The organism is Flavobacterium tructae (assembly GCF_001853485.1).
GTDB lineage: Bacteria > Bacteroidota > Bacteroidia > Flavobacteriales > Flavobacteriaceae > Flavobacterium > Flavobacterium tructae.
On record NZ_MIKE01000024.1, the window covers coordinates 490,004 to 515,812 of the forward strand.

The window sequence follows — 25,809 nt, forward strand, 5'->3', positions numbered from 1 at the left end:
TCAATTATTAAGAAACCATATCTTTAATTGAAAATTTCACAAAAAATGAAGTTAAAAATGTGCATTAAATTATTATTAATACTTAATTTTGCGCGACTAAAAAACAACACTTTTACTACTATATGAAAACAGATGCTTTTGCTTTAAGACACATTGGTCCAAGAGAAACAGATCTTCAACACATGTTACAGACTATCGGAGTTGAATCGATCGAACAACTTGTTTATGAAACCCTTCCGGATGATATTCGTTTAAAAGCACCATTAAACTTAGATCCGGCTATGACGGAGTATGAGTTTGCAAACCATATTCAGGAATTAGGAAAGAAAAATAAAGTATTCAAATCATACATTGGTTTGGGTTACCATCCAACAATCGTTCCGGCTCCAATTCAAAGAAACATTTTTGAAAACCCGGGATGGTATACAGCTTATACTCCTTATCAGGCTGAAATTGCTCAAGGTCGTCTTGAAGCAATTTTAAATTTCCAGACTACGGTTATTGAATTAACCGGAATGGAAATCGCCAACGCCTCTTTATTAGATGAAGGAACTGCTGCTGCAGAAGCTATGGCGTTATTATTTGACGTTCGTACACGTGACCAAAAGAAAAACAATACAAACAAATTCTTCGTTTCTGAAGAAATTTTGCCACAAACTTTATCTGTTCTTCAAACACGTTCAACTCCGGTTGGAATTGAATTAGTAGTTGGAAACCATGAAACATTTGATTTTTCAAATGAATTTTTCGGAGCTATTTTACAGTACCCGGGAAAATATGGTCAGGTAAACGATTACAGCACTTTTGTTGCTAAAGCAAAAGAAAATGAAATTAAAGTTGCCTTCGCTGCTGATATTTTATCATTAGCTGCTTTAACTTCTCCTGGAGAAATGGGAGCTGCTGTAGTAGTTGGAACTTCACAGCGTTTTGGTGTACCAATGGGTTATGGCGGACCTCATGCTGCATTCTTTGCCACTAAAGAAGAATACAAACGCTCTATGCCGGGCCGTATCATTGGTGTTTCGATCGATGTAAACGGAAACCGTGCGTTACGTATGGCGTTAGGAACTCGTGAGCAACACATTAAACGTGAAAAAGCGACTTCAAATATTTGTACTGCTCAGGTATTATTAGCGGTTATGGCCGGAATGTACGCAGTTTACCACGGACCAAAAGGGCTACAATACATTGCAAACAAAGTTCATGCATCGGCGGTTACTGCTGCTGAAGCCTTAAATAAATTAGGAGTTTACCAAACCAACACTGCTTACTTTGATACTATTTTAGTAAAAGCTGACGCTCAAAAAGTAAAAGCTGTTGCGGAGAAAAACGAAGTAAACTTCTTCTATCCTGATGCCGAATCCATTTCGATTTCATTTAACGAAACGACTTCAATTGCTGACATCAACCAAATTATTGCCATTTTTGCTGAAGCTTTAGGAAAAGAAACTTTTACCGTTTCTGAATTATCTGAGGCAAGTCAGTTACCGGCTTCATTAGAAAGAACATCTCCTTTCTTAACACATGATGTATTCAACAATCATCATTCAGAAAGTCAGTTGATGCGTTACATCAAAAAATTAGAACGTAAAGATTTATCATTGAATCATTCGATGATTTCATTAGGTTCTTGTACAATGAAATTAAACGCAGCTTCAGAAATGCTTCCTTTATCAATGCCGAACTGGAACAGCATTCACCCTTTTGCACCAGTTGAACAGGCAGAAGGTTACATCACTATGCTTAAAAAATTAGAGCAGCAGTTAAATGTAATTACAGGATTTGCGGGAACAACATTACAACCTAACTCAGGAGCACAAGGAGAATATGCCGGATTAATGGCTATTCGTGCTTACCACATGTCAAGAAATGATGGTCACCGTAATGTATGTTTGATTCCTTCATCAGCTCACGGAACCAATCCTGCTTCTGCAGCTATGGCCGGAATGAAAATCATTGTAACCAAAACTACTCCTGAAGGAAACATTGATGTAGAGGATTTAAGAGAAAAAGCGATCGAACATAAAGATGATTTATCTTGTTTGATGGTAACGTATCCTTCTACTCACGGAGTTTTCGAATCTTCAATCATTGAAATTACTAAATTAATCCACGACAATGGCGGATTAGTATATATGGATGGTGCTAATATGAATGCTCAGGTTGGTTTAACTAACCCGGCTACAATTGGCGCTGACGTTTGTCACTTAAACTTACACAAAACATTCGCTATTCCTCACGGTGGCGGTGGACCTGGAGTTGGACCAATCTGTGTGAACGAAAAACTGGTTCCTTTCTTACCAACAAACCCAATCCTTAAAGTAGGTGGTGAAAAAGCGATTACTGCCATTTCATCTGCGCCTTACGGATCAGCTTTAGTATGTTTAATTTCTTACGGCTACATCACAATGATGGGTGGTGAAGGATTAAAAAGTGCTACTGAGCATGCTATTCTGAACGCGAACTATATGAAAACACGTTTCGAAGGGCACTACCCAATTCTTTATACAGGAGAATGCGGAAGAGCGGCTCACGAAATGATCTTAGATTGCCGTGCATTTAAAGAAAACGGAATTGAAGTTGGTGATATCGCGAAGCGTTTAATGGATTATGGTTTCCATGCTCCTACCGTTTCTTTCCCGGTTGCCGGAACTTTAATGATTGAACCTACAGAATCTGAAGATTTAGCAGAGTTAGATCGTTTTTGTGATGCTCTTATTTCAATTAGAAAAGAAATTGAAGCTGCAACAGCTGATGATAAAAACAATGTATTAAAAAATGCACCTCATACATTAGCAATGTTAACTGCTGATACCTGGGATTTCCCTTATTCAAGAGAAACAGCAGCTTACCCATTAGAATACATTGCCGACAATAAATTCTGGCCATCAGTTCGTCGTGTAGATGACGCATACGGAGACAGAAATTTAGTTTGTAGCTGTGCTCCTATTGAAGCTTATATGGAAAACTAAAAATTAAGTTTTTCTTTTAATATATATTATCCAAATCCGACAGGTTTTTAAAACCTGTCGGATTTTTTATTTCAACACTTTTACATGCTTCTGTTTCATTTGTAACAAATCAAAAAACACTTTTTACTCTAAGAGAAAAATTACACCAATAAACCACCGATCGCAAACGTTTGAAATCTCGCTAAAATCTATAATTCATTATAAAATAACCAATATATCCCCCAAAAAATTACTATTCCTCAATTATATGCGTGCATACTATTTTTTATGATAGTTATCATGATTTTATTTATACTTTAGCCCTAAATTTACCGGACAATAAAGGAATAATGAAAATAAAAATAATAGGTATAGGAAGTTACATTCCTACTCAAGAAGTAAGTAATACTGACTTTGGTGATCATGTTTTTTTAAATGAGGACGGAACTCCTTTTGGTTACCCTAACGAAGTTGTAATAAAAAAATTCAAAGGCATCACTGGTATCGAAAATCGTCGTTATGCCGAAGACCAACATACCTCATCTGATTTGGCCTTTTTTGCCTCCGAAAAAGCTCTTGAAAATGCTAAAATAGATCGCGAAACCTTAGACTACATCATTTACGCACATAATTTTGGTGACGTAAAAGCGGGAACCCATCAAACTGATATTCTTCCAAGTTTAGCAACACGTGTAAAAAACAAACTAGGTATTAAAAATCCTAAATGTGTGGCTTATGATATTATTTTTGGCTGTCCGGGCTGGATTGAAGGTGTCCTGCAGGCCAATGCCTTTATAAAATCTGGCATGGCAAAAAGAGTGATGGTAATTGGTTCTGAAACACTATCAAGAGTGGTTGACGATCACGATCGCGATTCTATGATTTACTCAGATGGTGCAGGTGTTTCTATTTTAGAAGCTTCTGATGATGAAGCAGGATTACTATCTTATGAAAGTGCTACTTTTGCAACTGATGAAGCCAACTACCTATTCTTTGGAAAATCATACAACCCTGAATTAGATCCGGACATTAAATACATCAAAATGTACGGACGTAAAATTTACGAATTTGCCTTAAGTCAGGTACCATGTGCGATGAAAAGCTGTCTTGATAAAAGTGGAATATCCATTGATGAAGTGAAAAAAATTCTGATTCATCAGGCCAATGAAAAAATGGATGAAGCCATTATTGCCCGCTTTTACAAACTATACGAAAAAACACCTCCTGAAAACATTATGCCAATGTGCATACATGATTTAGGAAATTCCAGTGTTGCTACAGTACCAACTCTTTATGATTTATTGATACAGGGAAAACTGGAAAATCACGAAATAAATAAAGGTGATGTTGTTATTTTTGCCTCTGTTGGGGCAGGAATGAATGTCAATGCTTTTGTTTACAGATATTAGTTTTAAGTCGCAGCTTTCAGTATTCAGTCTCAGTATTCAGTCTCAGTATTCAGTAGAGTGCAAACTGAGACTGAATACTGCGACTGTAAACTGTAAACTAAAAAAGTCCGTAACCTATGGTGCGGACTTTTTTTAGTATATTTGCGACCTAATTATAAAATCAAGAACGAGAAATTGTTTCGTTCCTCGCAATGACTATGTACGAAAAAACGTTTCCCAATAAAAGATTCAAACTTACTTTAGAATTTTTACAAAAACACGTTAAAACATCAGAGACTATTTTTGATTTTGGTGTACCAAATCCATTCTCTAAGATAATGGAAGAAAATGGTTATACTGTAAAAAATACAAAAGGCGAAGATCTGGACAACGATCAAACGGCTTTACAAACGGAAGAATATAGTGTTTTTACCGCTTTTGAAATTTTCGAACATTTGCTAAATCCCTACACCATTCTGCAAAATGTAAAATGTGATAAATTGTTAATATCAATTCCATTACGTTTATGGTTTTCATCTGCATATCGTTCTAAAACTGATATGTGGGACAGACATTATCATGAATTCGAAGACTGGCAATTGGACTGGCTTTTAGAAAAAACAGGCTGGAAAATTACTGATCGTCAAAAATTCACGCATCCGGTAAAGAAGTTTGGTTTCAGACCTTTATTGAGATATTTTACTCCACGATATTATATTGTTGTGGCGGAAAAAATAAAAGCCTAAAGTCAAATTCCAATAAAAAAATTCCAAATTCCAATTAAGCCCGTTTTGATTGGAATTTGGAATTTAAAGAATTGGGATTTAAATTGAAAATTATGAAGTATTACATCGTCATCCCGGCTCACAACGAACAAGATTTAATTGGCTTGACCTTACAGTCTTTGGTTTCACAAACTATTTTACCATCAAAAGTTGTTGTGGTAAATGACAATTCAACAGATCGAACAGAAGAAATTGTACTGGGTTTTGCAAAAGAAAACCCTTTTATTTCTGTTGTAAACAAAACATCAGATGCCATTCATATGCCGGGAAGTAAAGTAATTCAGGCGTTTCAGAAAGGCTTAGAAACTTTGGATTCCGACTATGATATTATGGTAAAAATAGACGGTGATCTTATTTTTCCTTCCAATTATTTCGAAACTATTATCGCACATTTTCAGTCTGATTCAAAAGTAGGAATGGCGGGAGGTTTTTGTTATATTGAAAAAAATGGAGACTGGATTTTAGAAAACCTTACCGATAAAGATCATATTCGCGGAGCACTCAAAGCCTATCGCAAAGAAACTTTTCAGCAAATTGGAGGTTTAAAACCGGCTATGGGCTGGGACACTGTAGACGAACTTCTTTGTAAATATTACGGATGGAAAATTGTCACCGACGCTTCTTTACACGTAAAACATCTGAAACCAACTGGCGCTAACTACAACAAAACTGCCCGATACAAACAAGGCGAAGCATTTTATACTTTAGGATATGGTTTCTGGATTACCGCAATCGCATCGGCTAAACTGGCCATGATGAAGAAAAAACCATTTCTCTTTTTGGATTATGTCCGTGGATTCTGGAAAGCAAAAAAAGCAAAAACGCCATTACTCGTTACTCCCGAACAAGCTAAATTTATTAGAAATTATCGTTTGCAGAAAATGAAACAGAAGTTTTTTAAATCTTAAAAAAATTAAAAAACTGTAAACTGAAACTATAAACTGTAAACTAATCCTTAATTTAGCCAATATTTGTAAAACTATGATGCTAATTCGTTACTTATCCCAGGTTGGGAAATATTTTTTAATGCTGAAAGAGATTTTCAATAAACAGACTAAATGGCCTGTTATGCGACAATTAATTTTTAAAGAAATTGATGATTTAATTATTGACTCTCTTGGTATCGTTTGCTTTATCTCTTTCTTTGTTGGAGGTGTTGTTGCGATTCAAACGGCTTTAAACTTAACTAATCCTTTAATCCCAAAATATTTAATCGGTTTTGCTACACGTCAATCTGTGATTTTGGAGTTTGCTCCTACTTTTATTTCGGTAATTATGGCCGGAAAAATGGGATCTTTTATTACTTCAAGCATCGGAACTATGCGTGTTACAGAGCAAATCGATGCCTTGGAAGTTATGGGGGTAAACTCTCTTAACTATCTTGTTTTCCCTAAAATTATTGCTTTACTATTGTATCCTTTTGTGATTGGAATCAGTATGTTCCTGGGAATTTTTGGTGGATGGCTTGCTGGTGTTTACGGAGGTTTTACGAGCAGCAGTGACTTTATTATTGGAGCCCAAATAGAATTCATTCCTTTTCACATCGTTTATGCTTTTATTAAAACTCTAATATTCGCTATGCTTTTAGCTACTATTCCTTCTTTTCACGGTTATTACATGAAAGGTGGTGCACTAGAGGTAGGTAAGGCCAGTACGGTATCGTTTGTTTGGACTTCGGTTTCAATCATTCTTTTTAATTATATACTAACACAATTGTTACTAGGATCATGATAGAAGTAAAAAATTTAGAAAAATCATTTGGCGACAGCAAAGTTCTAAAAGGTGTTTCGACAGTTTTTGAAACTGGAAAAACGAACTTAATTATTGGACAAAGTGGATCCGGAAAGACTGTTTTATTAAAAAGTCTGTTAGGAATTCATACTCCCGATAATGGAACTATTGAATTTGATGGCCGTGTTTATTCAGAACTGGATCCGGATGAAAAAAGAGAATTAAGAACCGAAATCGGAATGGTTTTTCAGGGAAGTGCTTTATTTGATTCGATGACTGTTGAAGAAAATGTCGCTTTCCCTCTAAAAATGTTCACAAACGATAACAAGGCTAAAGTCAAAGAACGTGTTGATTTTGTTCTGGAAAGAGTAAACTTAATTGATGCACATAAAAAATTGCCTTCTGAAATTTCGGGAGGAATGCAGAAGCGTGTTGCAATTGCACGTGCAATTGTAAATAATCCGAAGTACTTATTTTGCGATGAACCTAACTCCGGTCTGGACCCAAATACCTCTACTCTGATTGATAATCTGATCAAAGAAATTACAGAAGAATATAACATTACAACCGTTATCAATACCCATGACATGAACTCGGTGATGGAAATTGGTGAGAATATCGTATTCCTGAAAAAAGGAGTTAAAGCGTGGCAGGGAACTAAAGAAGAAATCTTTAGAACGGATAACGAAGCCATTGTAAAATTCGTTTATTCTTCTAATCTGTTTAAAAAAGTACGAGAGGCTTATTTGAAAGGATAAGATTTTAAAATTCCAAATTCCGCTGGGAAACTCAATAAAAAAATTCCAAATTCCAATACTTATGCAGTTGGAATTTGGATTTTTTTTATTGGAATTTTCTTTTATTGGATTATCTCCACTTCGGCATTTGGATTGAACAGATACGTTTTTCCTGAGCTAATTTCGATACATTCAAAACGTTTGGTTCTAACGGCCAATTTCTTGAATGTTTTACCATTTTTAATCCTGAATACACTTCCATAGGGGATTTCAAAAATATAGTTCTTATCGTTGTGCGCATCGTATTGTTTTAAGGCCAAAGACAAGGTCGTATCGGTATCACTACTTGCTGAAGGGTTCTTAAAATGTCGGGCTAATAACGGCAATAAAGTACTTGGAAAAATCTCAGGACGAATAAAAGGAACCATCATTCTTTGAAAAGTAAACTTCCATTCATTTCCATGAGGTTTAATATTTCTGCCAAACTTTTCGAACGCCACTAAATGCGAAATTTCATGAATCAGCGTGATCAGAAAACGATATTTATTTAAACTTGCATTCACCGTAATTTCATGTTTGCCACTAGGCCCTCTTCTGTAATCCCCATGACGCGTCTGACGCTCATTCACGATTTTCAGATGAACCTGATTGGCAACAATCAAATCAAAAACAGGCCTTACAGCATGCTCCGGTATATATTTTGCAAGGGTCTCGTTCACTATAAGTTAAATATTATTTGTAAAAAGGGCTTCGACTTCGCTCGGCCTGACATATATGTTTGGAATTTTAGCTTATGGATTAGTAGACGAAACTTCTAAAACCTTTCCGTTAAAATATTTATTTCCGTTAAGCGTAAAATCATAAATATACGTTGCCATTCCTTCGGCGGATATTGGTGCCTGATAACCGGGGAAAGCTTCATTTAGCATTTCAGTCTGAACGGAACCCAGTGCCAAAACATTAAATGAGATTCCTTTTTCTTTATATTCTTCCGCCAACAATTCGGTTAAAGTAATTACAGCTCCTTTACTGGAACTATAAGCCGCTAAACCTGCAAATTTCAAACTTCCTCTTACGCCGCCCATAGAACTGATTGTAACCACATGGCTTCCGCTTTGAAGATAAGGAAGACAAATACGAGTTAAGTTGGCAACCGCAAAAACATTCACTTTATAAATACTTTCAAAATCGGACTGAGTGGTTTCAGCAAAAGGCTTTAACAACAATGCACCTGCGTTATGAACCACTGCATCCACTCTCTTCCAGGCAGACGAAAGAAATTGATCTACTTCTTGTAAAGCCGCTTCATCTGACAGATCTACTGACAAACAGCTAATGTTTTGATGCTCCAAAAGTGCCTGAGGTGTTTTTCTTGAAATTGCCAAAACCTGATGACCAGCATTGGCAAACTGCAATGCCAATTCGTAACCAATTCCACGACTGGTTCCGGTAACAATAATATTTTTCATAAAGCAAAAATAAGCAAATCGAATAAAAGGACAGTATTATTTATTCATCGTAATTTCCTCTGTGGGTGTGATTGCAATTTTGGTCACTGCCGGCAGAAACTCCTGAATAAAAGAAGTCATATGTGAAATATCCATTACTTTAAATTCGTCTGAGACATGATGGTAAAAGGCGAAGTTTTCGAAGTCGAAAGTACTTATAGACTGACATGGTTTTTTGAATGCCTCATAAAAAGAATAATTATCCGATCGGTAAAACAGTTTGTACTCTGCTTCTTTTGGTAAAAAACCAATAGTCTTTTTACCCGTGTATTCGTTTATTTTCGCAGCCATATTGGTTTTGTCAAAACCGGTAATATAGGCCAGATAATCACGTTTCATAGGTACACCAATCATTTCGATATTCAATTGTGTGTATAAATTAAAATTTTGCTTTTTAAGTTTTTGCACGAGGCTTTTAGAACCTAACAATCCTTTTTCTTCTCCGGCAAAAAACACAACAAGAATACTGCGTTTGTTTGATTTTGTTTCACTAAAATACTTCGCCATCTCAGCAACTGCTGTAACTCCGGACGCATCATCATTCGCTCCGTTAAAAACAACATCTGCCTGTTGTTTTTTCTCTAATCCAATGTGATCGTAATGCGCACTTAAGACCACGAATTCTTTTTTCAGCACAGGATCGGTTCCTTCTATCACTCCCACAATATTATAGGCTGGTGTTTTAAAGTTGGTCAATGTGTCTTTATAGGCAGTAAAATAAGGTGCCACATGGTTCTTCTTTAAAAAATTCTCTAAAAAAGCGGCAGCCTTTTCGATACCTTTTGTGCCTGTTTCACGACCTTCCATCTCATCGGAAGACAATTCTTTCAGAAAATCTGAAACTTCAGATTCTTTTACTTTATAGGCAACTTCAATAGGGTTTGAAACAGCTGTTGAAGATGTAGTGTTCACTGTAACGGGATTTGATTTACAGGCCAGAAAAACAAAAGGAAGTAGAAAATAAAGCTTTTTCATAAAGAATGATTTAATTGTGCTTGAGGAACTAAACCTCAAAAGCAGTCGATTTAAAATATTTTTTATACACTTTAAATACCTGAATACTCCCTAAGACCATAAAAAATATCGGAATAAAAACAGGCATCACGTACCTTGATAATGGATTACTCTTTTCAAAAATAGTCTGTAAAACCACAATCAGGCTTAACATCCCGAAAAAAATACCAATCAAAGTTCCTGCAATATAATAATATTTTAACTTTTTTTCTACGACAATATACTTTCCGTTAAGCAAATACAGATTCCAGCTCGTCCAGAAAGGCAGCTGTAAAAAATTGAAACAATTTAAAATCATTCCGATGACAAATGGTGAATACACCAAATACCCCTTTAAATTATCAGTTGATTTTGTAGCTTGATTGAATCCGTAATAAAAGAGAAAAGCCAGAACAAACATAAATCCAATAGCAAAAAAATCAATTAGCTTCATTAATTTTTTATTATCGATTAGTTCTCTGGCAAAAAGCAACGTAAAATAAATGACAAAACTTTCGACAAAAATGACTCCGAACAGAAAGAAAACCAAATTAAAAAGTCCTGATTTCGAATAAATCTCCAAACCTACTACGTTCAAATATCCTAACGGGATCGATCCGATGAAGCTCACCAAAAATCCAATTGAGACATTCTTTAACCTTTTCATTTTTTAAAAATTTATAATCTTACTGTTCTGAGCCAAATGCAATTTATATTCCCGGATTCCAACTTTATAATTCAGGTATGGCACTCCCTTTTTATGATTCGCAGCACTGATCTCATACATATAAGTGATGTGTCTTGCCAGTTCTTTCCAGGCAAACCAAACAGAATGTTTAGGATCGTAAATATGTGTGGGTTCACTGGCTGCCCCGTTAAGCTCTACAACCTGAAACTTTTCTCCACGTTCTAATTCTTCGAAAGTGTTGTACATAATATCAAAACGCCCAAAATAAAATTCCGGAACCTCTTTAGCAATTTTATCAATCATTGCGGTTAACTTTGGGGTGATCCAATCGCTTCCATCTAAAAATTTTGCTCCACGGGCATGATTCCCGAAAGGAACCAAATTTACTCTTTCACCATATTTCAAAACCTGATGCAGTTGATCTCCGTATTCCTCTCTTAAAACATCAAGCTGCAATTGAAATCTTGGCGTTTTACAGATTAACCCTTCAATAGTTGAGATTCCGTCACCGGTAACAATTAAAAATTCTTTCGAAACAATTCCGGTAATTTTGCCTTCTTTTTGGTGTGGATGACGCACGTAAAAAATACCAACTTCATTTTTAAATGGAATCAAATTCTGCAATAAAAAATCAAAATTTGCTTTTCCGGCATATTCACTCAACTCAAAAACATTTCTTATTTTTTTCACACCAGACCCCCTTAAACCGATATCAGGTTTAGCGATTAAAGGAAAATAAATTCTGTTTTCGACTATTTTTTCTGCAATCTTATTTAGATCCGTATCCTCTTTGATCAAAATAGTATGGGGATAACATTCTCTGGGAAGCAAATCATAAATTTGTTTTTTACTTTCCATTATAAACCCGCCGTTTTTTATCTTCGGATTAGACGCATTAAAGAAAAATACTGATCTTGCTTTGATCGCATAATAGGCCCAAAGAAAATAAATAGGAACGTACAGCACTTTAAAAGGCCAGTACTCCCAATTGGTTACTTTATGAAAAAATAGTTTCATCTTTACTACATTAAATACTTATAAAAGAAGTCGAGAACTCCTTTGTTTTAATTAAATCGCAATACTTCATAGTCCCTTTATTCTGCTTGATTACCACCTGAGTTATACTAAGTGTTTTCAAAACATTTTCTCTATTAATGACCAATCCGTTTTCAGAATCATCATTTTGAGTGTTTTTATGAAAATCTAACATATCGGTAGAGAAGATTTCATCCTTACCTTCTAAAAATTCAAAAAACCAATTGGAGCGTTTCTTTCTGATCTCCGGAGGATATAAAGTAACCGATGACCAGATGTGATTCTTTGAACTCTCCAACAGTGTCTTAATTTTTACCAGACCATCCCAAATCAGTTCGTACAATTCTTCATTTTGATACAAAACCAATGTAAAAGGTTCGATATCTTCCAGATTAATTTCATCCCAGAAATCCTTGGGCGACGAACTCGAAATCATATCGAGAGCAATCAGTCCCCTGCTTTTTCTATACAAAAATGAAATCCGATGCTTCTCTGTACCTCCATTCAAAAGTACCAGTACAGTTCCGTTTTTATCTACGGCAAACCACGTCCCTCCCGCTTTTGAATCTTTCGGGTACATCACATTTTTACCATTATGACAATAGTTTCTGGGTGCAATGGCTTCCGGACGGATTACTTTTTCATCCCGATTTGAAGTAATCATTACCACTCCGTTATGGTTGACGAAACTTACTGTACACATTGTTTTCTGTATTCTATAGTGGAACGGGCCACACCAAAATTCTCATGAATCAAAACATCTTTAAACGGCATAACGGCCACTTTGATCAAAGCCTGATGGTGGATGCAATGCTCCAGATTGTATAGCAATTCTCTGTAATAATTGCTTTGAATTCGAAGGGCAAGCCCGTCTATTACCTGTTCTAAATAAATGGTTTTGTTCTCACTTTTCAGATTTGCTTTTATTCCGGTTATAAGTTCTTTTGCAAATGCCGTTTCCGTTTGCATTCGAATATTTCTCTCACGGTTATCGTAATTTACAACTCCTGAATTGTAACCCTTTTCCAGACCTATAAACATTTCCAGAATGTGTCGCAAATGCTCGCCAATTGTTGCATTGTTGAGAGCAGAACAAGGTCTTGCATAATCTGCATCTGTCAATTGACCTAACAGATCATCGAGTTCATCTAAACTGTGGCGTATTGATTTTAGTAACATGGCTATTTTAAATTTAGAAGATTAAACAATTTACTTTTATTGAAATAAAGTAATCCTAAACAACATAATAAGGTGATAAGGGCCAGTAAAAAAAGTAAGCCCCCATCATTCTGAACTGAAATTCCCAAAACAAATAAATGAGATAGAATAGCACCCGCCATTACTCCACATCCGCCCAAAGCTCCAATCCATGTTGTTTTTGGAATTAAAATTAAAATCGCAACAACCAATTCGGCTATTCCTGATCCAATTCTTCCGTATGGTTCAATTCCTAAAGTCGAGAAAATATAAATACTTTCTTCTGCTCCGCTGAATTTAAAAAATAAGGTTTGCAACAAAATTCCGGCTGCTATAATCCTTAAAGCCCAGATTATTTTTTCTGATTTTTCCATCTTGTTACCTGTTTATTTTTTTCCAGTTCTCGTCGGCTTGCGTTTTCAGATTAGTCTGATTTTTATTCCAGCTTTTCAAAGTATTATTAAAATAGGCATTGTAAAACAAATAGAGTTTACCGTCGATAATTTTAAAAGTTTCCGGATTTATTTCCACTTTCTCTCCGGAACTTCCCAGAGCATAGGCACACCAGCCTCCGTATTGCGGTTCATATCTTGAGGGATTTTTTAAAAATTCCTGTTTGTTTTCGTTGGAAGAAAATTTATAAATCACCCCCTGATAAGAAGCTGATAATTCATTCTTTCCTTTAATCGCTTTTCCCGGACTAAAATAGGCCACAGGATCGTAGCCCTGAATGGCTACTTTATTTTCCAGATTGTACTGACTTATTCTTTTCGCATCATTCTGAGCAAATGAAATACCCGAAACCAAAATCAATACAAAAAACAACAGCTTTTTCATCTTGTTTTATTTTAGGTTTTTTAATACTGAAACGAGTAATTCAGTCGAAATGCGATGCTTAAAGTCAGGAGCAATATACTCGAACGCAATCTCACCATTTGGATTCACAACAAAAACTGACGGAACCGGTAAGAAACTTTTATTAACTCCTTTAGAATGTACGTTAATTACTGATTTATAGTTTTCAGGAGCTTCGTAAGCAATTCCAATCGCTTTGGTAAATTCTCCTTCAGAGTCAGAAAGCAAAGTATATTTTACTTTATCTTTTTCTTCTGTAATTTTTAAATTCTCCGGAGCATCAGGACATATTGCAATAATCTGGTATCCAAGATCCAGAATTTGTTTCTCTGCTTCAGCTAACGCCTGAAGATGCATATTGCAATAAGGACACCAGCCGCCGCGATAGAAAACTAAAACCGTTTTTTTCTTTTCAAGCAAATCAGAGATTTTTACCGCTGCATTTTCAACTGACTTTAATGTGGTATTTGGAATTTTCTCTCCTATTAATAAAGGAGCAATATCGGTCGCCATTTTAGGAAGCGAACTTTGCGCAGTAGCAACAGTACATAAGGCTACTAAAGCAATAAAAAATAATTTTTTCATAATTTTTAACTTTACATCTTAATTTGATAATGTAAAATTACGGTAGTATGAAAAAGGCAAATGTCGGCTAATTTACACTTCGCTTAAAATAACTTAGATTTTGGTAATATCAACAATAACAATCTCTTTTCTATTGTAATGTATCAGTTCATTCGTTTCCATCTCGTTCAGCAATTGGGTTGCCGTTTGTCTTGAAGTACAAATAATTTGTGCAATATCATTCTGTGTCAAATAGTTTTCCATCGTTACCGAATTCCCTTCCGCTACTCCTTCCTTATCTGCCCAGTCTTTAAGAAACTGATACAATCTGGTTTTTGCATCTTTAGAAACTAAATTGGCATAACTATTTTTAATACGTTTCATTTTCAGCCCCACAAATTTGGTGTACGAAAGTGCCAGTGTTGGATTTCTTAGTAATAAATCTTCGAAATCTGACATCAGGAAGCTGCAAATCGCAACATCATCCGAAAGTACTTTTGCATATTCTTCATTTTTGGCATCCGTTTCCAAAGTTAATTCGCCAAACAAATCCCCTTTCTGAATGATGTCTTTTATGGTTTCATTACCTTCTTCATCAATAGATACGATTTTAATATTTCCTTTTTTGAGTAAAAATATGCGGGGTAAATCTGAAGTAGAAAAATAAATAATTTCTCCTTTTGACGCTTTTTTAAAACCTGTGATAATGCACAATTGTTTGATCTGTGAGTAACTCAAAGTTCTAAACAACTTATGGTCTCGTAAATACCAGTATTTTAAATCTTCGTACATAAAAAGTTTATTTCTGTAAATATAACGAAATTAAAATCCAAACAAAAACCCTTTCAGACATTGGGCAGCCTGAAAGGGTTTTGATTATCTAAGTTTCGAAGAGATTTATCCTGCAATAACAGCTCTTGAAATTACAATTTTCTGAATTTCTGAAGTTCCTTCGTAAATCTGAGTAATTTTTGCATCACGCATTAAACGCTCTACATGGTACTCTTTTACGTAACCGTTGCCTCCATGAATCTGAACCGCTTCAACGGCAGTATCCATTGCCACTTGCGAAGCAAACAATTTCGCCATTGCACCACTTACATCATAATTTTTATGTTGGTCTTTATCCCAAGCTGCTTTCATACACAAATGACGTGCTGCTTCGATATTAACCGCCATATCTGCCAATTTAAAAGCAATGGCCTGGTGGTTGCAGATTTCAGTTCCGAAAGCTTTACGCTCTTTAGAATATTTCAAAGCCAGTTCATAAGCTCCTGAAGCAATTCCTAAAGCCTGAGAAGCAATTCCGATACGACCTCCGGCAAGCGTTTTCATGGCAAATTTAAATCCGAAACCATCTTCTCCAATTCTGTTTTCTTTAGGAACTTTTACATCACTAAACATTAAAGAGTGCGTATCAGAACCACGGATTCCCATTTTTTGTTCTTTTGGTCCAATAGAAAAGCCCGGCATGTCTTTCGTCATGATCAAAGCGTTGATTCCTTTGTGTCTTTTCTCCGGATCCGTTTGTGCAATCACTAAATAAACAGATGCTGTATTTCCATTGGTAATCCAGTTTTTCGTTCCGTTTACCAAATAATGATCTCCCATATCAACCGCGGTTGTTTTTTGAGAAGTAGCATCACTACCCGCCTCAGGCTCACTCAAACAAAATGCTCCGTGAATCTCTCCCGATGCTAAACCTGGTAAATACTTTTGTTTTTGTTCTTCAGTTCCAAATTCCTGCAGTCCCCAACAAACTAATGAGTTGTTTACAGACATCACTACAGAAGCTGAGGCATCTACTTTTGAAATTTCTTCCATCGCAATTACATAAGAAATTGCATCCAGTCCACTTCCTCCGTATTTAGGATCAACCATCATTCCCAGGAATCCTAGTTGCCCCATTTTTTTTATTTGTTCTGTCGGAAAAATTTGTTTTTCGTCACGTTCAATAACTCCCGGCAGCAATTCGTTTTGAGCAAAATCTCTTGCAGCTTGTTGAATCATTAAATGTTCTTCGGTAAGATTAAAATCCATAGTTATCCTTTTTTATTTTTCTCAGCTTAACCCGATTTAAAATATCGAAATTAAGATGACGGTTATTTTTGTTTTGTTTTTTTGAATTGCTTTTTTTGTAAAAAGGCTCCCAAAGATAAATTTTAAAAGTGAGTTTAACAATGCGCGCATATAAATTTACTAGATCGGCAATAATTACGATAACGTTTTCGTTATAATCTTAAAAATTTAGCGTAACACGCATCAAATTTGCAATCATTACTCTAAAAAACAAGAATAAAATACAGGATCAAAAAAGTCCGATCGCTAAAATTTTAGTAAAGTTTAGTTATTCAAAAGATTAAACAATTCTTAAAATATACAGCCTCCCGTAAAACAACTCTTACTAATTTGATTACTAATCTTATACAAACAAAAAAAGCAAAATTGAGTCAAAAAAAACATATTTAAGAACGCTATAAAATTGATAAATTAACATTATTTTTGCTCAATAATTATAATTTCCATAAAACATGAAAAAAAGTTTACTTCTACTTACATTCCTTTTTAGTATACAATTCTCAACCGTTTCAGCCCAGACTCAGCTTGATGTGAATGGCGTAACAGTTCCAAGAAAAATTGAATTTCAGGGCAAAACTTTACAGCTTAATGGTGCTGGAGGCCGATCAAAAATGTGGTTGGAAGTTTATGTTCAGGCCTTATATTTATCGCAGCTAAGTCAGGATCCACAATTTATTATTGACAGCGATACCGAAATGGCAATCCGAATTGAAATTACTTCTTCAATGGTTTCTTCAAGCAAACTGACGAAAGCGATGAATGCCGGTTTTGAAAAATCTGCGTCAAGCAATCTTAATCAATTGCGTCCCCGAATCGAGGAATTTAAAACTTTTTTAAGTGACATGATAACTGAAAAAGATGTGTTTGTTCTTGCTTATAATCCGCTTGACCAAACCATCAATGTATACAAAAATGAAGTTTTAAAAGGAAAAATTCCAGGATTTGATTTCAAAAAAGCATTATTCGGAATCTGGCTTTCAGACAAACCTGTTGATGAGACATTAAAAAAACACTTATTAGGAATATAATTTGTTAGATTTATAAAATTCAAAAGCCGAAAACGTATTGTTTTCGGCTTTCTTTTTTCTCTTCCATAAAATTTTGACACGAGATACATTATTCGCATTATTCTATTTTATACTTTTACACAAACTAAACATATCTCAACAAAATGAAAGATTTATTACAGCAATTTGAAAATAAAGCACCTGAAATTGTTTTTAACTGGAAAGATTCCGAAACAGAAGCCGAAGGATGGACTGTTATCAACTCACTGCGCGGTGGAGCTGCGGGTGGAGGAACAAGAATGAGAAAAGGCTTAGATATGAATGAAGTTTTATCGTTGGCCAAAACTATGGAAGTTAAATTTTCTGTTTCAGGACCAGCCATTGGAGGTGCCAAATCAGGAATAAATTTTGACCCAAATGATCCACGTAAAAAAGGAGTATTACAACGTTGGTACAAAGCCGTTTCACCATTATTAAAAAGTTACTACGGAACTGGAGGAGATTTAAATGTAGATGAAATTCACGAAGTAATTCCAATGACCGAAGAATGTGGTGTATGGCATCCGCAGGAAGGTGTTTTCAACGGACACTTCAAACCTACCGAAGCAGACAAAATCAATAGAATCGGACAATTGCGTCAGGGTGTTATCAAAGTAATCGAAAACCCAAAGTTCTCTCCTGATGTAACCCGAAAATATACGGTTGCCGACATGATTACCGGTTATGGTGTTGCCGAAGCAGCTCGTCATTTCTATGCCACTTACGGTGGAGACATCAAAGGTAAAAAAGCAATTGTTCAGGGATTTGGAAATGTAGGTTCAGCTGCCGCTTTCTATTTGGCTGAAATGGGTGCTAAAGTAATCGGAATTATTGACCGTGACGGAGGATTAATTAAAGAAGAAGGTTTTTCATTTGAAGAAATCAGAACTTTGTTTTTAAATAAAGACGGAAACAAATTAGTTGCCGATAACATGATCCCATTTGACGAAATCAACACTAAAATCTGGACAATTGGTGCCGAAATCTTCACTCCTTGTGCGGCTTCAAGATTGGTAACTCAGGCGCAAATCGATAACTTAATCGCAAATGGATTAGAAGTTATTTCATGTGGAGCAAACGTTCCTTTTGCTGATAAAGAAATTTTCTTCGGTTCGATCATGGAAGAAGTGGATAGCAAAGTAAGTTTGATTCCTGATTTCATTTCAAACTGTGGAATGGCAAGAGTTTTTGCTTATTTCATGGAGAAAAAAGTTCAGATGACGGACGAGGATATCTTTAATGATACTTCAGAAATTATAAAAAATGCGATTGTTAAAGCCCACACTTTAAATCCATCCAAAACAAATATCAGTGCAACTGCTTTTGAAATTGCATTGAAACAACTAGTATAATTTTTTTATACTTTATCAAAACGGGCCGGATGAACATCTGGCCCGTTTTTTTTATGTTTCACGCTGATTCAGCTGATCTTTTTTGATTCCGCTTCCCCATGAATTACAAAACCTGCGCAAATCGGCTAAATCGGAGTGCAAAAAACAGTAAGTCATAAAATCACCTCCTCTTCTATTCTAAACAATTTTTACTACTTTTAAGCGTTTTTTATATAATACAATTTCAAAATTCAGAATAAAAATGAGTTCCATTTCTTCAGATCAAAAGAAATCCTTACTACTCACTACTGTTATCTATGCAGTACTTATTGCGTTGTTATTTCTTATACGCTTTTGGCCTCCTTACAATCCGGAGAACAATGTTGCTTTGGCTTCTGGCGGAGGTGGCGGAGGTGTTACGGTAAATTTTGGAGACAGCGATTTAGGCTCGGGAGCAAATTATAAAAGTGAAGTTTTAAATGTAAAAAACGAAGCCCGACAAACTCCGGCAAAAGCAACACCAGACGAAGCAATTTTAACTCAGGAAAATACCACAACCGACGAAAGTGTTGCAATTCCAACAAAAGAAAAACCAAAAAAAGCAACACCCGTTGTAAAACCGGAAGCAAAACCGATTCCTGAAAAACCAAAAGTTTCCAATTCTACAAACGATGCCTTATCAAGCATTTTAAAAGGATCCAATAAAGGTGGTGATGGCGACGATAAAGCAGCTGGAAACAAAGGAAAAGCGAACGGCAGTCTAAGTTCGAACGGATATTATGGAACGGGAGGTTCCGGAGGAGGAACTGGCGGTGGCAACGGAACCGGCAATGGAATTGGTACCGGAAGCGGTTATGGTCCCGGAAGTGGCGGCGGCTCCGGTGGAGGATCTGGATATTCGCTAAACGGACGCAAAGCACTGTCTAAACCGGCACCAAAATACACCTGCAATGAAGAAGGAAAAGTAGTGGTAGAAGTTACCGTAGACCAAAATGGAAAAACCATTAGCGCAACTGCGGGAATAAAAGGAACAACTAATACCGCAAGCTGTTTACTGGAGCAGGCAAAAATAGCGGCATTGAACACAAAATGGTCAGCAGACGACAAAGCAGCCGCAAAACAGGTTGGAAAAATAATTTACAATTTCAGTCTGGATTAAACACAAATTACACAGATTTACACTAAAATCTGTTTCCATAAAAAAGGCTTTCAGAATTTCCTGAAAGCCTTTTTTATTTTCATCAATTAGTTTGTACTTTTTTCCTCCAATCCAAGAGGACAAAGCTATGTGTTTATGTTACTTCGGACTGGTAGCAATTACAAACTTTAAATTATTCTTCACTCCTATTTGCAACACATCAACTAAATCCTGAACCTGAAGATTAAACGGAATTCGAACTACCACGGTTTGCTGTTTGTCAGCTCCAATTTTCGACATTAGAGTGGTTTCCAAAGCATCAAATTCAACAGGTACTTTGTCGATATAGAACTTTTTGTCTTCGGTAACAGACAAACTAATCAACTGTTTATTTGTTTTTTCATTGGCTTTCGCTTTCGGCAATGTCATTTTAATCACATTAGGATTCGCAAGTGTTGATATAATAAGGAAAAACAACAACAGGAAAAACATAATATCACTTAATGACGATGTCGCCACTTCAGCATGAAACCTTCTTTTTCTCTTGATAGACATACCTTATGCTCTTTGAATTATATTGACAAATTCTAATATTTGTTTCTGAATCTTCAACGCAAAATCATCAATTTTTCCATTCAATAAGTGATATGCACTATAGGCAATAATCCCCACAATTAATCCGGAACCCGAGCTGATCATTTTCTCATACAATCCTCCGGAAATATTTCCTATACTAATATTTTCAGTAACCGAAATACTGTAGAAAATCTTAATTACACCCGAAATAGTTCCAATAAAACCAAGTGTTGGAGCAATCCCGGCAATAAGTCCCAGATGTCCCAAATTTCTTTCCATTTCACCAATTTCAATATCAGCGGCACGATCCATGTTTGATTCAATCTCAGCAATTGGTCTTCCAATAACCAGCACACCTTCTTTCAGAATATTTCCTGCTGCTGTATCACTTCTTTCCACAATAGTCCTGGCTAATTCAATATTTCCGGCATTTAATTTATCTCCCACATCCTGTATCAATCGGGAATCGATTCTTGATGCTTTTTTGATATATAAGTAACGTTCAAAAATGATATAAATAGTATAAAATAATAATAGTGCAATCGGAATTAAGAAAACTCCCCCTTTCATAATAAACCCAAACATTGAAATTTCATTTTCAGGTGCAATCTTTTCGATAACTACGTTTGAGGCATTTGCGATGGTATCAGCTTGTAATTGAATGTAGCTAAACATATATTAATTCTTGTTTTTAATAATTAATTCTAAAAAATATTTGAAATTTGCAATAAAGATAATTTTCACTCCCTTATAAAACTAAAAAAAATGAAAATTATTTCAATTCGAAACCATTTTAACGCAATTCAATGAACTATCAGGAAACCACAAACTGGATGTTTAATCAGCTTCCAATGTACCAACTTCAGGGAGCTTCGGCATACAAAGAAGATTTGACTAATATTAAGTTGCTGGCTGCACATCTTGGCAACCCTCAGGATCAGTTAAAATGCATCCACGTTGCCGGAACCAATGGTAAAGGATCTACCTCGCACATGCTGGCTTCAGTTTTACAGGAAGCCGGATATAAAGTAGGGCTGTATACCTCTCCGCACCTTAAAGATTTTAGAGAACGAATTAAAATTAATGGCCAGGAAATCTCCGAAAATTTTGTTTGTCAATTCGTAGCCAAACACAAAAACTTTTTTGAAGCCAATGATATGAGTTTTTTCGAAATGTCTGTTGGACTAGCCTTCGATTACTTCGCTTCAGAGAAAACTGATATTGCTATTATTGAAGTTGGTCTTGGCGGAAGACTCGATGCAACCAACATAATCACACCATTAGTATCGGTTATTACCAACATCGATTTAGACCATACTCAGTTTTTAGGAAATACCCCGGCAGCAATTGCTGGTGAAAAAGCCGGAATCATAAAACCAAATGTTCCTGTTGTCATTGGAGAATACACCTTTGAGACTCAACCTGTATTCTTAGCCAAAGCAAAATTAAATGAAGCTTCCATTTATTTTGCTTCCGATTTAATCACAGAAGTTTTTCCTTCCGATCTAATTGGGGATTATCAGTTTCACAATAAAAAAACGGTACAGCAGACAATCCACATTTTAAATTCTCAAAATGAGTTTAAAATCTCAGACGAAAATCTAAAAAACGGTTTATTATATGTTGTAAAAAATACCGGTTTACAAGGTAGATGGCAGCAATTGGGAGAAAACCCAAAGATTATCTGTGATACCGCCCACAACCAGCACGGACTGGCTGTTGTAATGAAACAAATCCAAAAAGAGAGTTTCGAAAATTTACATATTGTTCTGGGAGTTGTAAACGACAAAGATCTCGATTCAATTTTACCTCTTTTTCCTAAAAATGCACAATACTATTTTTGCAGCCCAAATTCGTCCAGAGGTCTAAAGACAGAAATTTTAAATCAAACCGCTAAAAAGCACCATTTAATAGGGGAAAATTACGACTCAGTAGAACATGCTTTTACTGCAGCCAGAAAAAATGCCTCAAAAAATGATTTTATTTACGTTGGCGGGAGCACTTTTGTAGTCGCTGAATTGCCTCTTGCCTAAACAAAAGCCTCAAGAGCAAAAAAATCTGCAAAAAACCAATTTAATAACAAATTCATAAACAGCGAGATATAAATCATTTTTAAAAAAGTTTTATTTTTTATTCGATTTTCTTTGCAGAACTCAAAAACTAGCGTATATTTGCACTCGCAATCACAAACGATAGCAACCTAGTAAAATAGGGCGATTAGCTCAGCTGGTTCAGAGCACCTCGTTTACACCGAGGGGGTCGGGGGTTCGAACCCCTCATCGCCCACAAAAAACTCCTTAAGAAATTAAGGAGTTTTTTTTGCTATTTATCACGACGACTTAGCAATATTAAATAGACACAATTTCCTTAACTGCCTCGATAAACAAATCAATTTCATCGAAAGTATTATAATAATGAGGAGATGCTCTCACTGCCCATTTTACCCCCTTTTCATCAAAATCAATAACAGCGAAATTTCTAAAACTCGGAACCACATTTATTTTTCTCTTCAGTAACTCATCAACAATATATTTTGGTTGAGAATCCTCGACAAAAAATGTCACCAAGCCCCCAAGCTCAGGTCCTTTATCCAAAACCCTAACTTTAGAAATTTTAGCCAGTTCATCTCTCATATATTTTGACAACAACTGTATTTGCCTCCAAATTCTATCCTCCCCAATACTTAAACAATATTCAATAGCAGCTTTACTTCCCAAAACAAGAGCATAAGCAAATTCCCAATCTTCAAAACGTTTAGCATCCGGCTGTTGTTTATATTCATCTTTTTCAATCCAATCAGCACCTCTCATATCAATAAACAAAGGCTCGAGTCCAGACTCAAGAACCTTGTCTGAAACATACAGAAACCCCGTGCCACGCGGACCTCTCAAAAATTTCCTGATCGTAATACTTAAAAAATCACATTTCAATTCCTCAACATCCAACTTCATTTGTCCCGCCGATTGACAAGCATCCAGAATATACCAGGTTTTATCAGTATGCACTTTTCTATAACGATTGTATATTTCACCTACACTTTTAACAGGCTGAACCAAACCGGAATTGGTTGGAATATGCGTTATAGCCAGTAATCTTGGCTGAAGAGAAAATAATTTTTCCTCGAGATCTTTTAGATCAACACCTCCGGCCTCAGCATTCTTTATTCTTACTATTTTAATTCCAAATCGTTTTTGACATGAAATAAACTGAATTTGATTCGAAATAAAATCATCATTATCAGTCAAAATTACATCATCCCTCAAAAACGGGATAGAAGACAACGCACGGGTATAAGAATCCGTAGCACTCGCCGTAAAAGCAATATTCGACGGATTACAATTAACCAATTTTCCAGCCTGAGCGTAAAATTCCTTTATTACATCTGTCTTCAAAGCCGCAGCCTCATACCCCCCAATTTCAGATTCTAACTTTATATGTTCCAAAATAGACCGAGTTACCACATCAGGCATTAGACCTGCGCCTGCATTGTTAAGATGGTTTACATTTTTACACCCAATTGTTTCACTTCTAAATTTTTCTATTTCTTCTTCAGAAAAAACACTTCCATTTCTTTTCATTATTCTTCTTTTATGTTAAATATTACAACACAAAACTACTTATACCATCCTGCTTTATTTCAGCAAATAAATACTACAAATAACTAATTTAACCTAAATTTACTTGAAAATCAGGTAAAAAATGCAAGCACTCGACGAATACGACAAAAAAATTTTACAGTACATTCAAAAAAACAATAGATTGACTGCGCAAGAACTTGGCGACTTAGTAAATTTAAGCAGTTCAGCCGTACAAAGAAGATTAGCAAGATTAAGAGAAAATAAAATAATAGAGGCCGATATATCAATAATAGCACCAAGCACTATTGGCTTAACGATTACTTGCATAGTAGACATCATTCTAGCGGACGGAAATTCAAAAGCTTTAGAAAAATTCAAGGATTCTATGCGGAAATGCCACGAAGTGATGCAATGTTATTTCGTCACCGGTACCTATGATTTTGTTATTATTGTAAACACAAAAGACATGCAGCATTACGAATCTTTTGCCAAAAAATGGCTAATGGATGATCCGAATGTTAAACATTTCTACACTCATGTAATAATGGACAAGGTAAAAGTTGGCTACGATGTAGCAATTTAACCCCATACTCCTTTCCACAAAAATCACTTCAAAACAGGAGATTTAAATCGCTTTTCTCATCCAAAACAAGCAAGAACCCACTCTCCAGATAAAACTAAAAATAAAGCACTAAAAAACACTTAAAAAAACATCTCAACTACACATTCCCTGTGCGGTTGCATATTCATCTTATCGTGTTAGCTAATTATTATGGCGTTCCCCTTTGGGTCGGGCTGTCCGCCAAATCTTTTGCGATAGAAGTTTCAGGGAATTTTAAATGTACGGTAATCGCAAAAGGATATCGCTTCCATCCCTAACGCAGTCTGTGATAAAAAGAATATTCAAAGAAAAAAGGACTAAAGTTTTTAACCGCAAAGCCCGCAAAGGTTTACGCAAAGCACACAAGGAAAAAGGGCTGAAAGCCCGAAAAGCAAAGAGCATGGTGCGAAGCACTATGTATAAAGCAAAATAAACAGCAAACATCGCCCTGAAAGGGCAAAAGTAATTTTCACTCCTGTAAATCAAAAAAAATCCGTTCCAATCCGCGTTTTCGCCTGGCGAATCCGTATCATCTGTGTACTTTTTTTTTAACCGCAGAGATTTATACAAAAAGCGTAAGAATTTAAAACTAGTATAAAACAAAAAACCCTATCCGATTTGGATAGGGTTCTTAAAAGAAAGGCGACGACATACTCTCCCACATAACTGCAGTACCATCTGCGCAGGCGGGCTTAACTTCTCTGTTCGGGATGGGAAGAGGTGAGCCCCGCCGCAATAACCACCTTAAGGCTGTTAGTTGCTTGGGCAACTTTTTAATTGACAATTGATAATTAACAATTGATAATTAAAACAATATTTTAACATACTGAGATAAAGAAACAAATAAGTTTTTTAGTTAAGAAAGTTTCCTCCCGATAGCTTGCGCTATCGGGAAAAGGGTGTACATAAGCTTACGGATTATTAGTACTACTCGACTATGACATTACTGCCTTTACATCTATAGCCTATCAACGTGGTCATCTTCCACGATCCTTAAAAGAAATCTCATCTTGTGGTGGGTTTCGCGC

26 protein-coding genes, 1 tRNA gene and 2 rRNA genes are annotated in these 25,809 nt (G+C 35.8%); 12 read left to right on the forward strand and 17 right to left on the reverse strand.

Annotated elements, in window-relative coordinates; genetic code table 11:
- The first annotated feature begins 122 nt into the window (after positions 1-122).
- The 6 genes from gcvP (at position 123) to BHE19_RS15905 (ending at position 7,613) form a co-directional block, all read left to right on the forward strand.
- Positions 123-2,972: an aminomethyl-transferring glycine dehydrogenase gene (gcvP, locus tag BHE19_RS15880; RefSeq protein WP_070907928.1), complete on the forward strand. Its 2,850-nt coding sequence runs from the start codon at positions 123-125 to the stop codon at positions 2,970-2,972.
- Positions 2,973-3,301: 329 nt separating this feature from the next.
- A complete protein-coding gene (locus BHE19_RS15885; protein WP_070907929.1) occupies positions 3,302-4,360 on the forward strand; it encodes a 3-oxoacyl-ACP synthase III family protein in 1,059 nt (352 codons plus the stop codon).
- A 197-nt stretch (positions 4,361-4,557) separates the two neighbouring features.
- Complete coding sequence (locus tag BHE19_RS15890) at positions 4,558-5,085, forward strand: methyltransferase (protein WP_017495092.1); 528 nt, start codon at positions 4,558-4,560, stop codon at positions 5,083-5,085.
- A 92-nt stretch (positions 5,086-5,177) separates the two neighbouring features.
- Positions 5,178-6,032, forward strand: coding sequence for a glycosyltransferase (locus tag BHE19_RS15895; protein ID WP_070907968.1), 855 nt, complete (start codon positions 5,178-5,180; stop codon positions 6,030-6,032).
- Between the two features lie 73 nt (positions 6,033-6,105).
- The gene (locus BHE19_RS15900) at positions 6,106-6,855 is read left to right on the forward strand and encodes an MlaE family ABC transporter permease (RefSeq protein WP_017495094.1); all 750 of its coding nucleotides are present in this window, start codon (positions 6,106-6,108) and stop codon (positions 6,853-6,855) included.
- Entirely contained in the window at positions 6,852-7,613 is a 762-nt protein-coding gene (locus BHE19_RS15905) for an ABC transporter ATP-binding protein (RefSeq protein ID WP_017495095.1), read from the forward strand. The genes BHE19_RS15900 and BHE19_RS15905 overlap by 4 nt, the downstream gene beginning before the upstream one ends.
- Before the next feature lie 101 nt (positions 7,614-7,714).
- On the opposite strand, the gene BHE19_RS15910 is transcribed toward BHE19_RS15905, so the two are convergent.
- The 12 genes from BHE19_RS15910 to BHE19_RS15965 all read right to left on the reverse strand — a co-directional run bounded on the left by BHE19_RS15910 (position 7,715) and on the right by BHE19_RS15965 (position 16,472).
- Entirely contained in the window at positions 7,715-8,311 is a 597-nt protein-coding gene (locus BHE19_RS15910) for a SprT-like domain-containing protein (protein ID WP_017498766.1), read from the reverse strand.
- A 72-nt stretch (positions 8,312-8,383) separates the two neighbouring features.
- Positions 8,384-9,061, reverse strand: coding sequence for an SDR family NAD(P)-dependent oxidoreductase (locus BHE19_RS15915; RefSeq protein WP_070907930.1), 678 nt, complete (start codon positions 9,059-9,061; stop codon positions 8,384-8,386).
- Positions 9,062-9,097: 36 nt separating this feature from the next.
- Positions 9,098-10,075, reverse strand: a complete 978-nt coding sequence (locus BHE19_RS15920; RefSeq protein ID WP_070907931.1) for a M20/M25/M40 family metallo-hydrolase — start codon at positions 10,073-10,075, stop codon at positions 9,098-9,100.
- 28 nt (positions 10,076-10,103) lie between these two features.
- On the reverse strand, positions 10,104-10,760 hold the full coding sequence (locus BHE19_RS15925; RefSeq protein ID WP_070907932.1) for a hypothetical protein: 657 nt from the start codon (positions 10,758-10,760) through the stop codon (positions 10,104-10,106).
- Positions 10,761-10,763: 3 nt separating this feature from the next.
- The gene (locus BHE19_RS15930; RefSeq protein WP_070907933.1) at positions 10,764-11,798 is read right to left on the reverse strand and encodes a D-alanine--D-alanine ligase; all 1,035 of its coding nucleotides are present in this window, start codon (positions 11,796-11,798) and stop codon (positions 10,764-10,766) included.
- Positions 11,799-11,808: 10 nt separating this feature from the next.
- A complete protein-coding gene (locus tag BHE19_RS15935) occupies positions 11,809-12,519 on the reverse strand; it encodes an NRDE family protein (protein WP_070907934.1) in 711 nt (236 codons plus the stop codon).
- A complete protein-coding gene (locus tag BHE19_RS15940; protein ID WP_070907935.1) occupies positions 12,507-12,995 on the reverse strand; it encodes a hypothetical protein in 489 nt (162 codons plus the stop codon). The genes BHE19_RS15935 and BHE19_RS15940 overlap by 13 nt, the downstream gene beginning before the upstream one ends.
- Before the next feature lie 2 nt (positions 12,996-12,997).
- The gene (locus tag BHE19_RS15945; protein ID WP_070907936.1) at positions 12,998-13,387 is read right to left on the reverse strand and encodes a DoxX family membrane protein; all 390 of its coding nucleotides are present in this window, start codon (positions 13,385-13,387) and stop codon (positions 12,998-13,000) included.
- 4 nt (positions 13,388-13,391) lie between these two features.
- Positions 13,392-13,850 carry a YHS domain-containing (seleno)protein gene (locus BHE19_RS15950; protein WP_070907937.1) on the reverse strand — a complete coding sequence of 153 codons (459 nt, stop codon included), beginning with the start codon at positions 13,848-13,850 and terminating at the stop codon, positions 13,392-13,394.
- 6 nt (positions 13,851-13,856) lie between these two features.
- Complete coding sequence (locus BHE19_RS15955) at positions 13,857-14,453, reverse strand: peroxiredoxin-like family protein (RefSeq protein ID WP_070907938.1); 597 nt, start codon at positions 14,451-14,453, stop codon at positions 13,857-13,859.
- Positions 14,454-14,546: 93 nt separating this feature from the next.
- Positions 14,547-15,224 (reverse strand): Crp/Fnr family transcriptional regulator, encoded by a 678-nt coding sequence (locus BHE19_RS15960; RefSeq protein WP_070907939.1) that lies wholly within the window; start codon positions 15,222-15,224, stop codon positions 14,547-14,549.
- Between the two features lie 105 nt (positions 15,225-15,329).
- Positions 15,330-16,472: an acyl-CoA dehydrogenase gene (locus BHE19_RS15965; RefSeq protein ID WP_026110222.1), complete on the reverse strand. Its 1,143-nt coding sequence runs from the start codon at positions 16,470-16,472 to the stop codon at positions 15,330-15,332.
- Between the two features lie 491 nt (positions 16,473-16,963).
- On the opposite strand from BHE19_RS15965, the gene BHE19_RS15970 reads away from it, so the two are divergent.
- The 3 genes from BHE19_RS15970 (at position 16,964) to BHE19_RS15980 (ending at position 20,047) form a co-directional block, all read left to right on the forward strand.
- The gene (locus BHE19_RS15970) at positions 16,964-17,539 is read left to right on the forward strand and encodes a chalcone isomerase family protein (RefSeq protein WP_017498778.1); all 576 of its coding nucleotides are present in this window, start codon (positions 16,964-16,966) and stop codon (positions 17,537-17,539) included.
- A gap of 143 nt (positions 17,540-17,682) precedes the next feature.
- Positions 17,683-18,909, forward strand: a complete 1,227-nt coding sequence (locus BHE19_RS15975) for a Glu/Leu/Phe/Val dehydrogenase dimerization domain-containing protein (RefSeq protein ID WP_070907940.1) — start codon at positions 17,683-17,685, stop codon at positions 18,907-18,909.
- 241 nt (positions 18,910-19,150) lie between these two features.
- Positions 19,151-20,047 carry a hypothetical protein gene (locus BHE19_RS15980; RefSeq protein ID WP_070907941.1) on the forward strand — a complete coding sequence of 299 codons (897 nt, stop codon included), beginning with the start codon at positions 19,151-19,153 and terminating at the stop codon, positions 20,045-20,047.
- 138 nt (positions 20,048-20,185) lie between these two features.
- On the opposite strand, the gene BHE19_RS15985 is transcribed toward BHE19_RS15980, so the two are convergent.
- Entirely contained in the window at positions 20,186-20,581 is a 396-nt protein-coding gene (locus BHE19_RS15985; protein ID WP_026110223.1) for an ExbD/TolR family protein, read from the reverse strand.
- A gap of 3 nt (positions 20,582-20,584) precedes the next feature.
- Positions 20,585-21,277: a MotA/TolQ/ExbB proton channel family protein gene (locus tag BHE19_RS15990; RefSeq protein ID WP_017498783.1), complete on the reverse strand. Its 693-nt coding sequence runs from the start codon at positions 21,275-21,277 to the stop codon at positions 20,585-20,587.
- Between the two features lie 131 nt (positions 21,278-21,408).
- Here BHE19_RS15990 and BHE19_RS15995 point away from each other — a divergent pair, with 131 nt between their 5' ends.
- Together BHE19_RS15995 and BHE19_RS16000 are read left to right on the forward strand one after the other, a co-directional pair.
- Entirely contained in the window at positions 21,409-22,635 is a 1,227-nt protein-coding gene (locus BHE19_RS15995; protein ID WP_070907942.1) for a bifunctional folylpolyglutamate synthase/dihydrofolate synthase, read from the forward strand.
- A gap of 178 nt (positions 22,636-22,813) precedes the next feature.
- Positions 22,814-22,888 (forward strand) — tRNA-Val (locus tag BHE19_RS16000).
- A gap of 62 nt (positions 22,889-22,950) precedes the next feature.
- On the opposite strand, the gene BHE19_RS16005 is transcribed toward BHE19_RS16000, so the two are convergent.
- A complete protein-coding gene (locus tag BHE19_RS16005; RefSeq protein WP_070907943.1) occupies positions 22,951-24,180 on the reverse strand; it encodes an aminotransferase class V-fold PLP-dependent enzyme in 1,230 nt (409 codons plus the stop codon).
- Between the two features lie 121 nt (positions 24,181-24,301).
- On the opposite strand from BHE19_RS16005, the gene BHE19_RS16010 reads away from it, so the two are divergent.
- Positions 24,302-24,763, forward strand: coding sequence for an Lrp/AsnC family transcriptional regulator (locus BHE19_RS16010; RefSeq protein WP_070907944.1), 462 nt, complete (start codon positions 24,302-24,304; stop codon positions 24,761-24,763).
- Positions 24,764-25,418: 655 nt separating this feature from the next.
- Here BHE19_RS16010 and rrf read toward each other — a convergent pair.
- Both rrf and BHE19_RS16025 read right to left on the reverse strand, forming a co-directional pair.
- Positions 25,419-25,528 (reverse strand): 5S ribosomal RNA (gene rrf, locus BHE19_RS16020).
- A 154-nt stretch (positions 25,529-25,682) separates the two neighbouring features.
- Positions 25,683-25,809, reverse strand: a 23S ribosomal RNA gene (locus BHE19_RS16025); the annotation flags it as partial.

Excerpts from the sequence above, each read along its gene's own strand:
- BHE19_RS15990 (WP_017498783.1), bottom strand. The coding sequence starts at position 21,277 with ATGTTTAGCTACATTCAATTACAAGCTGATACCATCGCAAATGCCTCA.
- BHE19_RS15985 (WP_026110223.1), bottom strand. The coding sequence starts at position 20,581 with ATGTCTATCAAGAGAAAAAGAAGGTTTCATGCTGAAGTGGCGACATCG.
- BHE19_RS15980 (WP_070907941.1), top strand. The coding sequence starts at position 19,151 with ATGAGTTCCATTTCTTCAGATCAAAAGAAATCCTTACTACTCACTACT.
- BHE19_RS15935 (WP_070907934.1), bottom strand. The coding sequence starts at position 12,519 with ATGTGTACAGTAAGTTTCGTCAACCATAACGGAGTGGTAATGATTACT.
- BHE19_RS15925 (WP_070907932.1), bottom strand. The coding sequence starts at position 10,760 with ATGAAAAGGTTAAAGAATGTCTCAATTGGATTTTTGGTGAGCTTCATC.
- BHE19_RS15905 (WP_017495095.1), top strand. The coding sequence starts at position 6,852 with ATGATAGAAGTAAAAAATTTAGAAAAATCATTTGGCGACAGCAAAGTT.
- BHE19_RS15975 (WP_070907940.1), top strand. The coding sequence starts at position 17,683 with ATGAAAGATTTATTACAGCAATTTGAAAATAAAGCACCTGAAATTGTT.
- BHE19_RS15950 (WP_070907937.1), bottom strand. The coding sequence starts at position 13,850 with ATGAAAAAGCTGTTGTTTTTTGTATTGATTTTGGTTTCGGGTATTTCA.
- BHE19_RS15930 (WP_070907933.1), bottom strand. The coding sequence starts at position 11,798 with ATGAAACTATTTTTTCATAAAGTAACCAATTGGGAGTACTGGCCTTTT.
- BHE19_RS16005 (WP_070907943.1), bottom strand. The coding sequence starts at position 24,180 with ATGAAAAGAAATGGAAGTGTTTTTTCTGAAGAAGAAATAGAAAAATTT.
- BHE19_RS15970 (WP_017498778.1), top strand. The coding sequence starts at position 16,964 with ATGAAAAAAAGTTTACTTCTACTTACATTCCTTTTTAGTATACAATTC.
- BHE19_RS15920 (WP_070907931.1), bottom strand. The coding sequence starts at position 10,075 with ATGAAAAAGCTTTATTTTCTACTTCCTTTTGTTTTTCTGGCCTGTAAA.
- BHE19_RS15895 (WP_070907968.1), top strand. The coding sequence starts at position 5,178 with ATGAAGTATTACATCGTCATCCCGGCTCACAACGAACAAGATTTAATT.
- BHE19_RS15995 (WP_070907942.1), top strand. The coding sequence starts at position 21,409 with ATGAACTATCAGGAAACCACAAACTGGATGTTTAATCAGCTTCCAATG.
- BHE19_RS15900 (WP_017495094.1), top strand. The coding sequence starts at position 6,106 with ATGATGCTAATTCGTTACTTATCCCAGGTTGGGAAATATTTTTTAATG.
- BHE19_RS15890 (WP_017495092.1), top strand. The coding sequence starts at position 4,558 with ATGTACGAAAAAACGTTTCCCAATAAAAGATTCAAACTTACTTTAGAA.
- BHE19_RS15945 (WP_070907936.1), bottom strand. The coding sequence starts at position 13,387 with ATGGAAAAATCAGAAAAAATAATCTGGGCTTTAAGGATTATAGCAGCC.
- BHE19_RS15940 (WP_070907935.1), bottom strand. The coding sequence starts at position 12,995 with ATGTTACTAAAATCAATACGCCACAGTTTAGATGAACTCGATGATCTG.
- BHE19_RS15960 (WP_070907939.1), bottom strand. The coding sequence starts at position 15,224 with ATGTACGAAGATTTAAAATACTGGTATTTACGAGACCATAAGTTGTTT.
- BHE19_RS15965 (WP_026110222.1), bottom strand. The coding sequence starts at position 16,472 with ATGGATTTTAATCTTACCGAAGAACATTTAATGATTCAACAAGCTGCA.
- BHE19_RS15915 (WP_070907930.1), bottom strand. The coding sequence starts at position 9,061 with ATGAAAAATATTATTGTTACCGGAACCAGTCGTGGAATTGGTTACGAA.
- BHE19_RS15955 (WP_070907938.1), bottom strand. The coding sequence starts at position 14,453 with ATGAAAAAATTATTTTTTATTGCTTTAGTAGCCTTATGTACTGTTGCT.
- BHE19_RS15885 (WP_070907929.1), top strand. The coding sequence starts at position 3,302 with ATGAAAATAAAAATAATAGGTATAGGAAGTTACATTCCTACTCAAGAA.
- gcvP (WP_070907928.1), top strand. The coding sequence starts at position 123 with ATGAAAACAGATGCTTTTGCTTTAAGACACATTGGTCCAAGAGAAACA.
- BHE19_RS16010 (WP_070907944.1), top strand. The coding sequence starts at position 24,302 with ATGCAAGCACTCGACGAATACGACAAAAAAATTTTACAGTACATTCAA.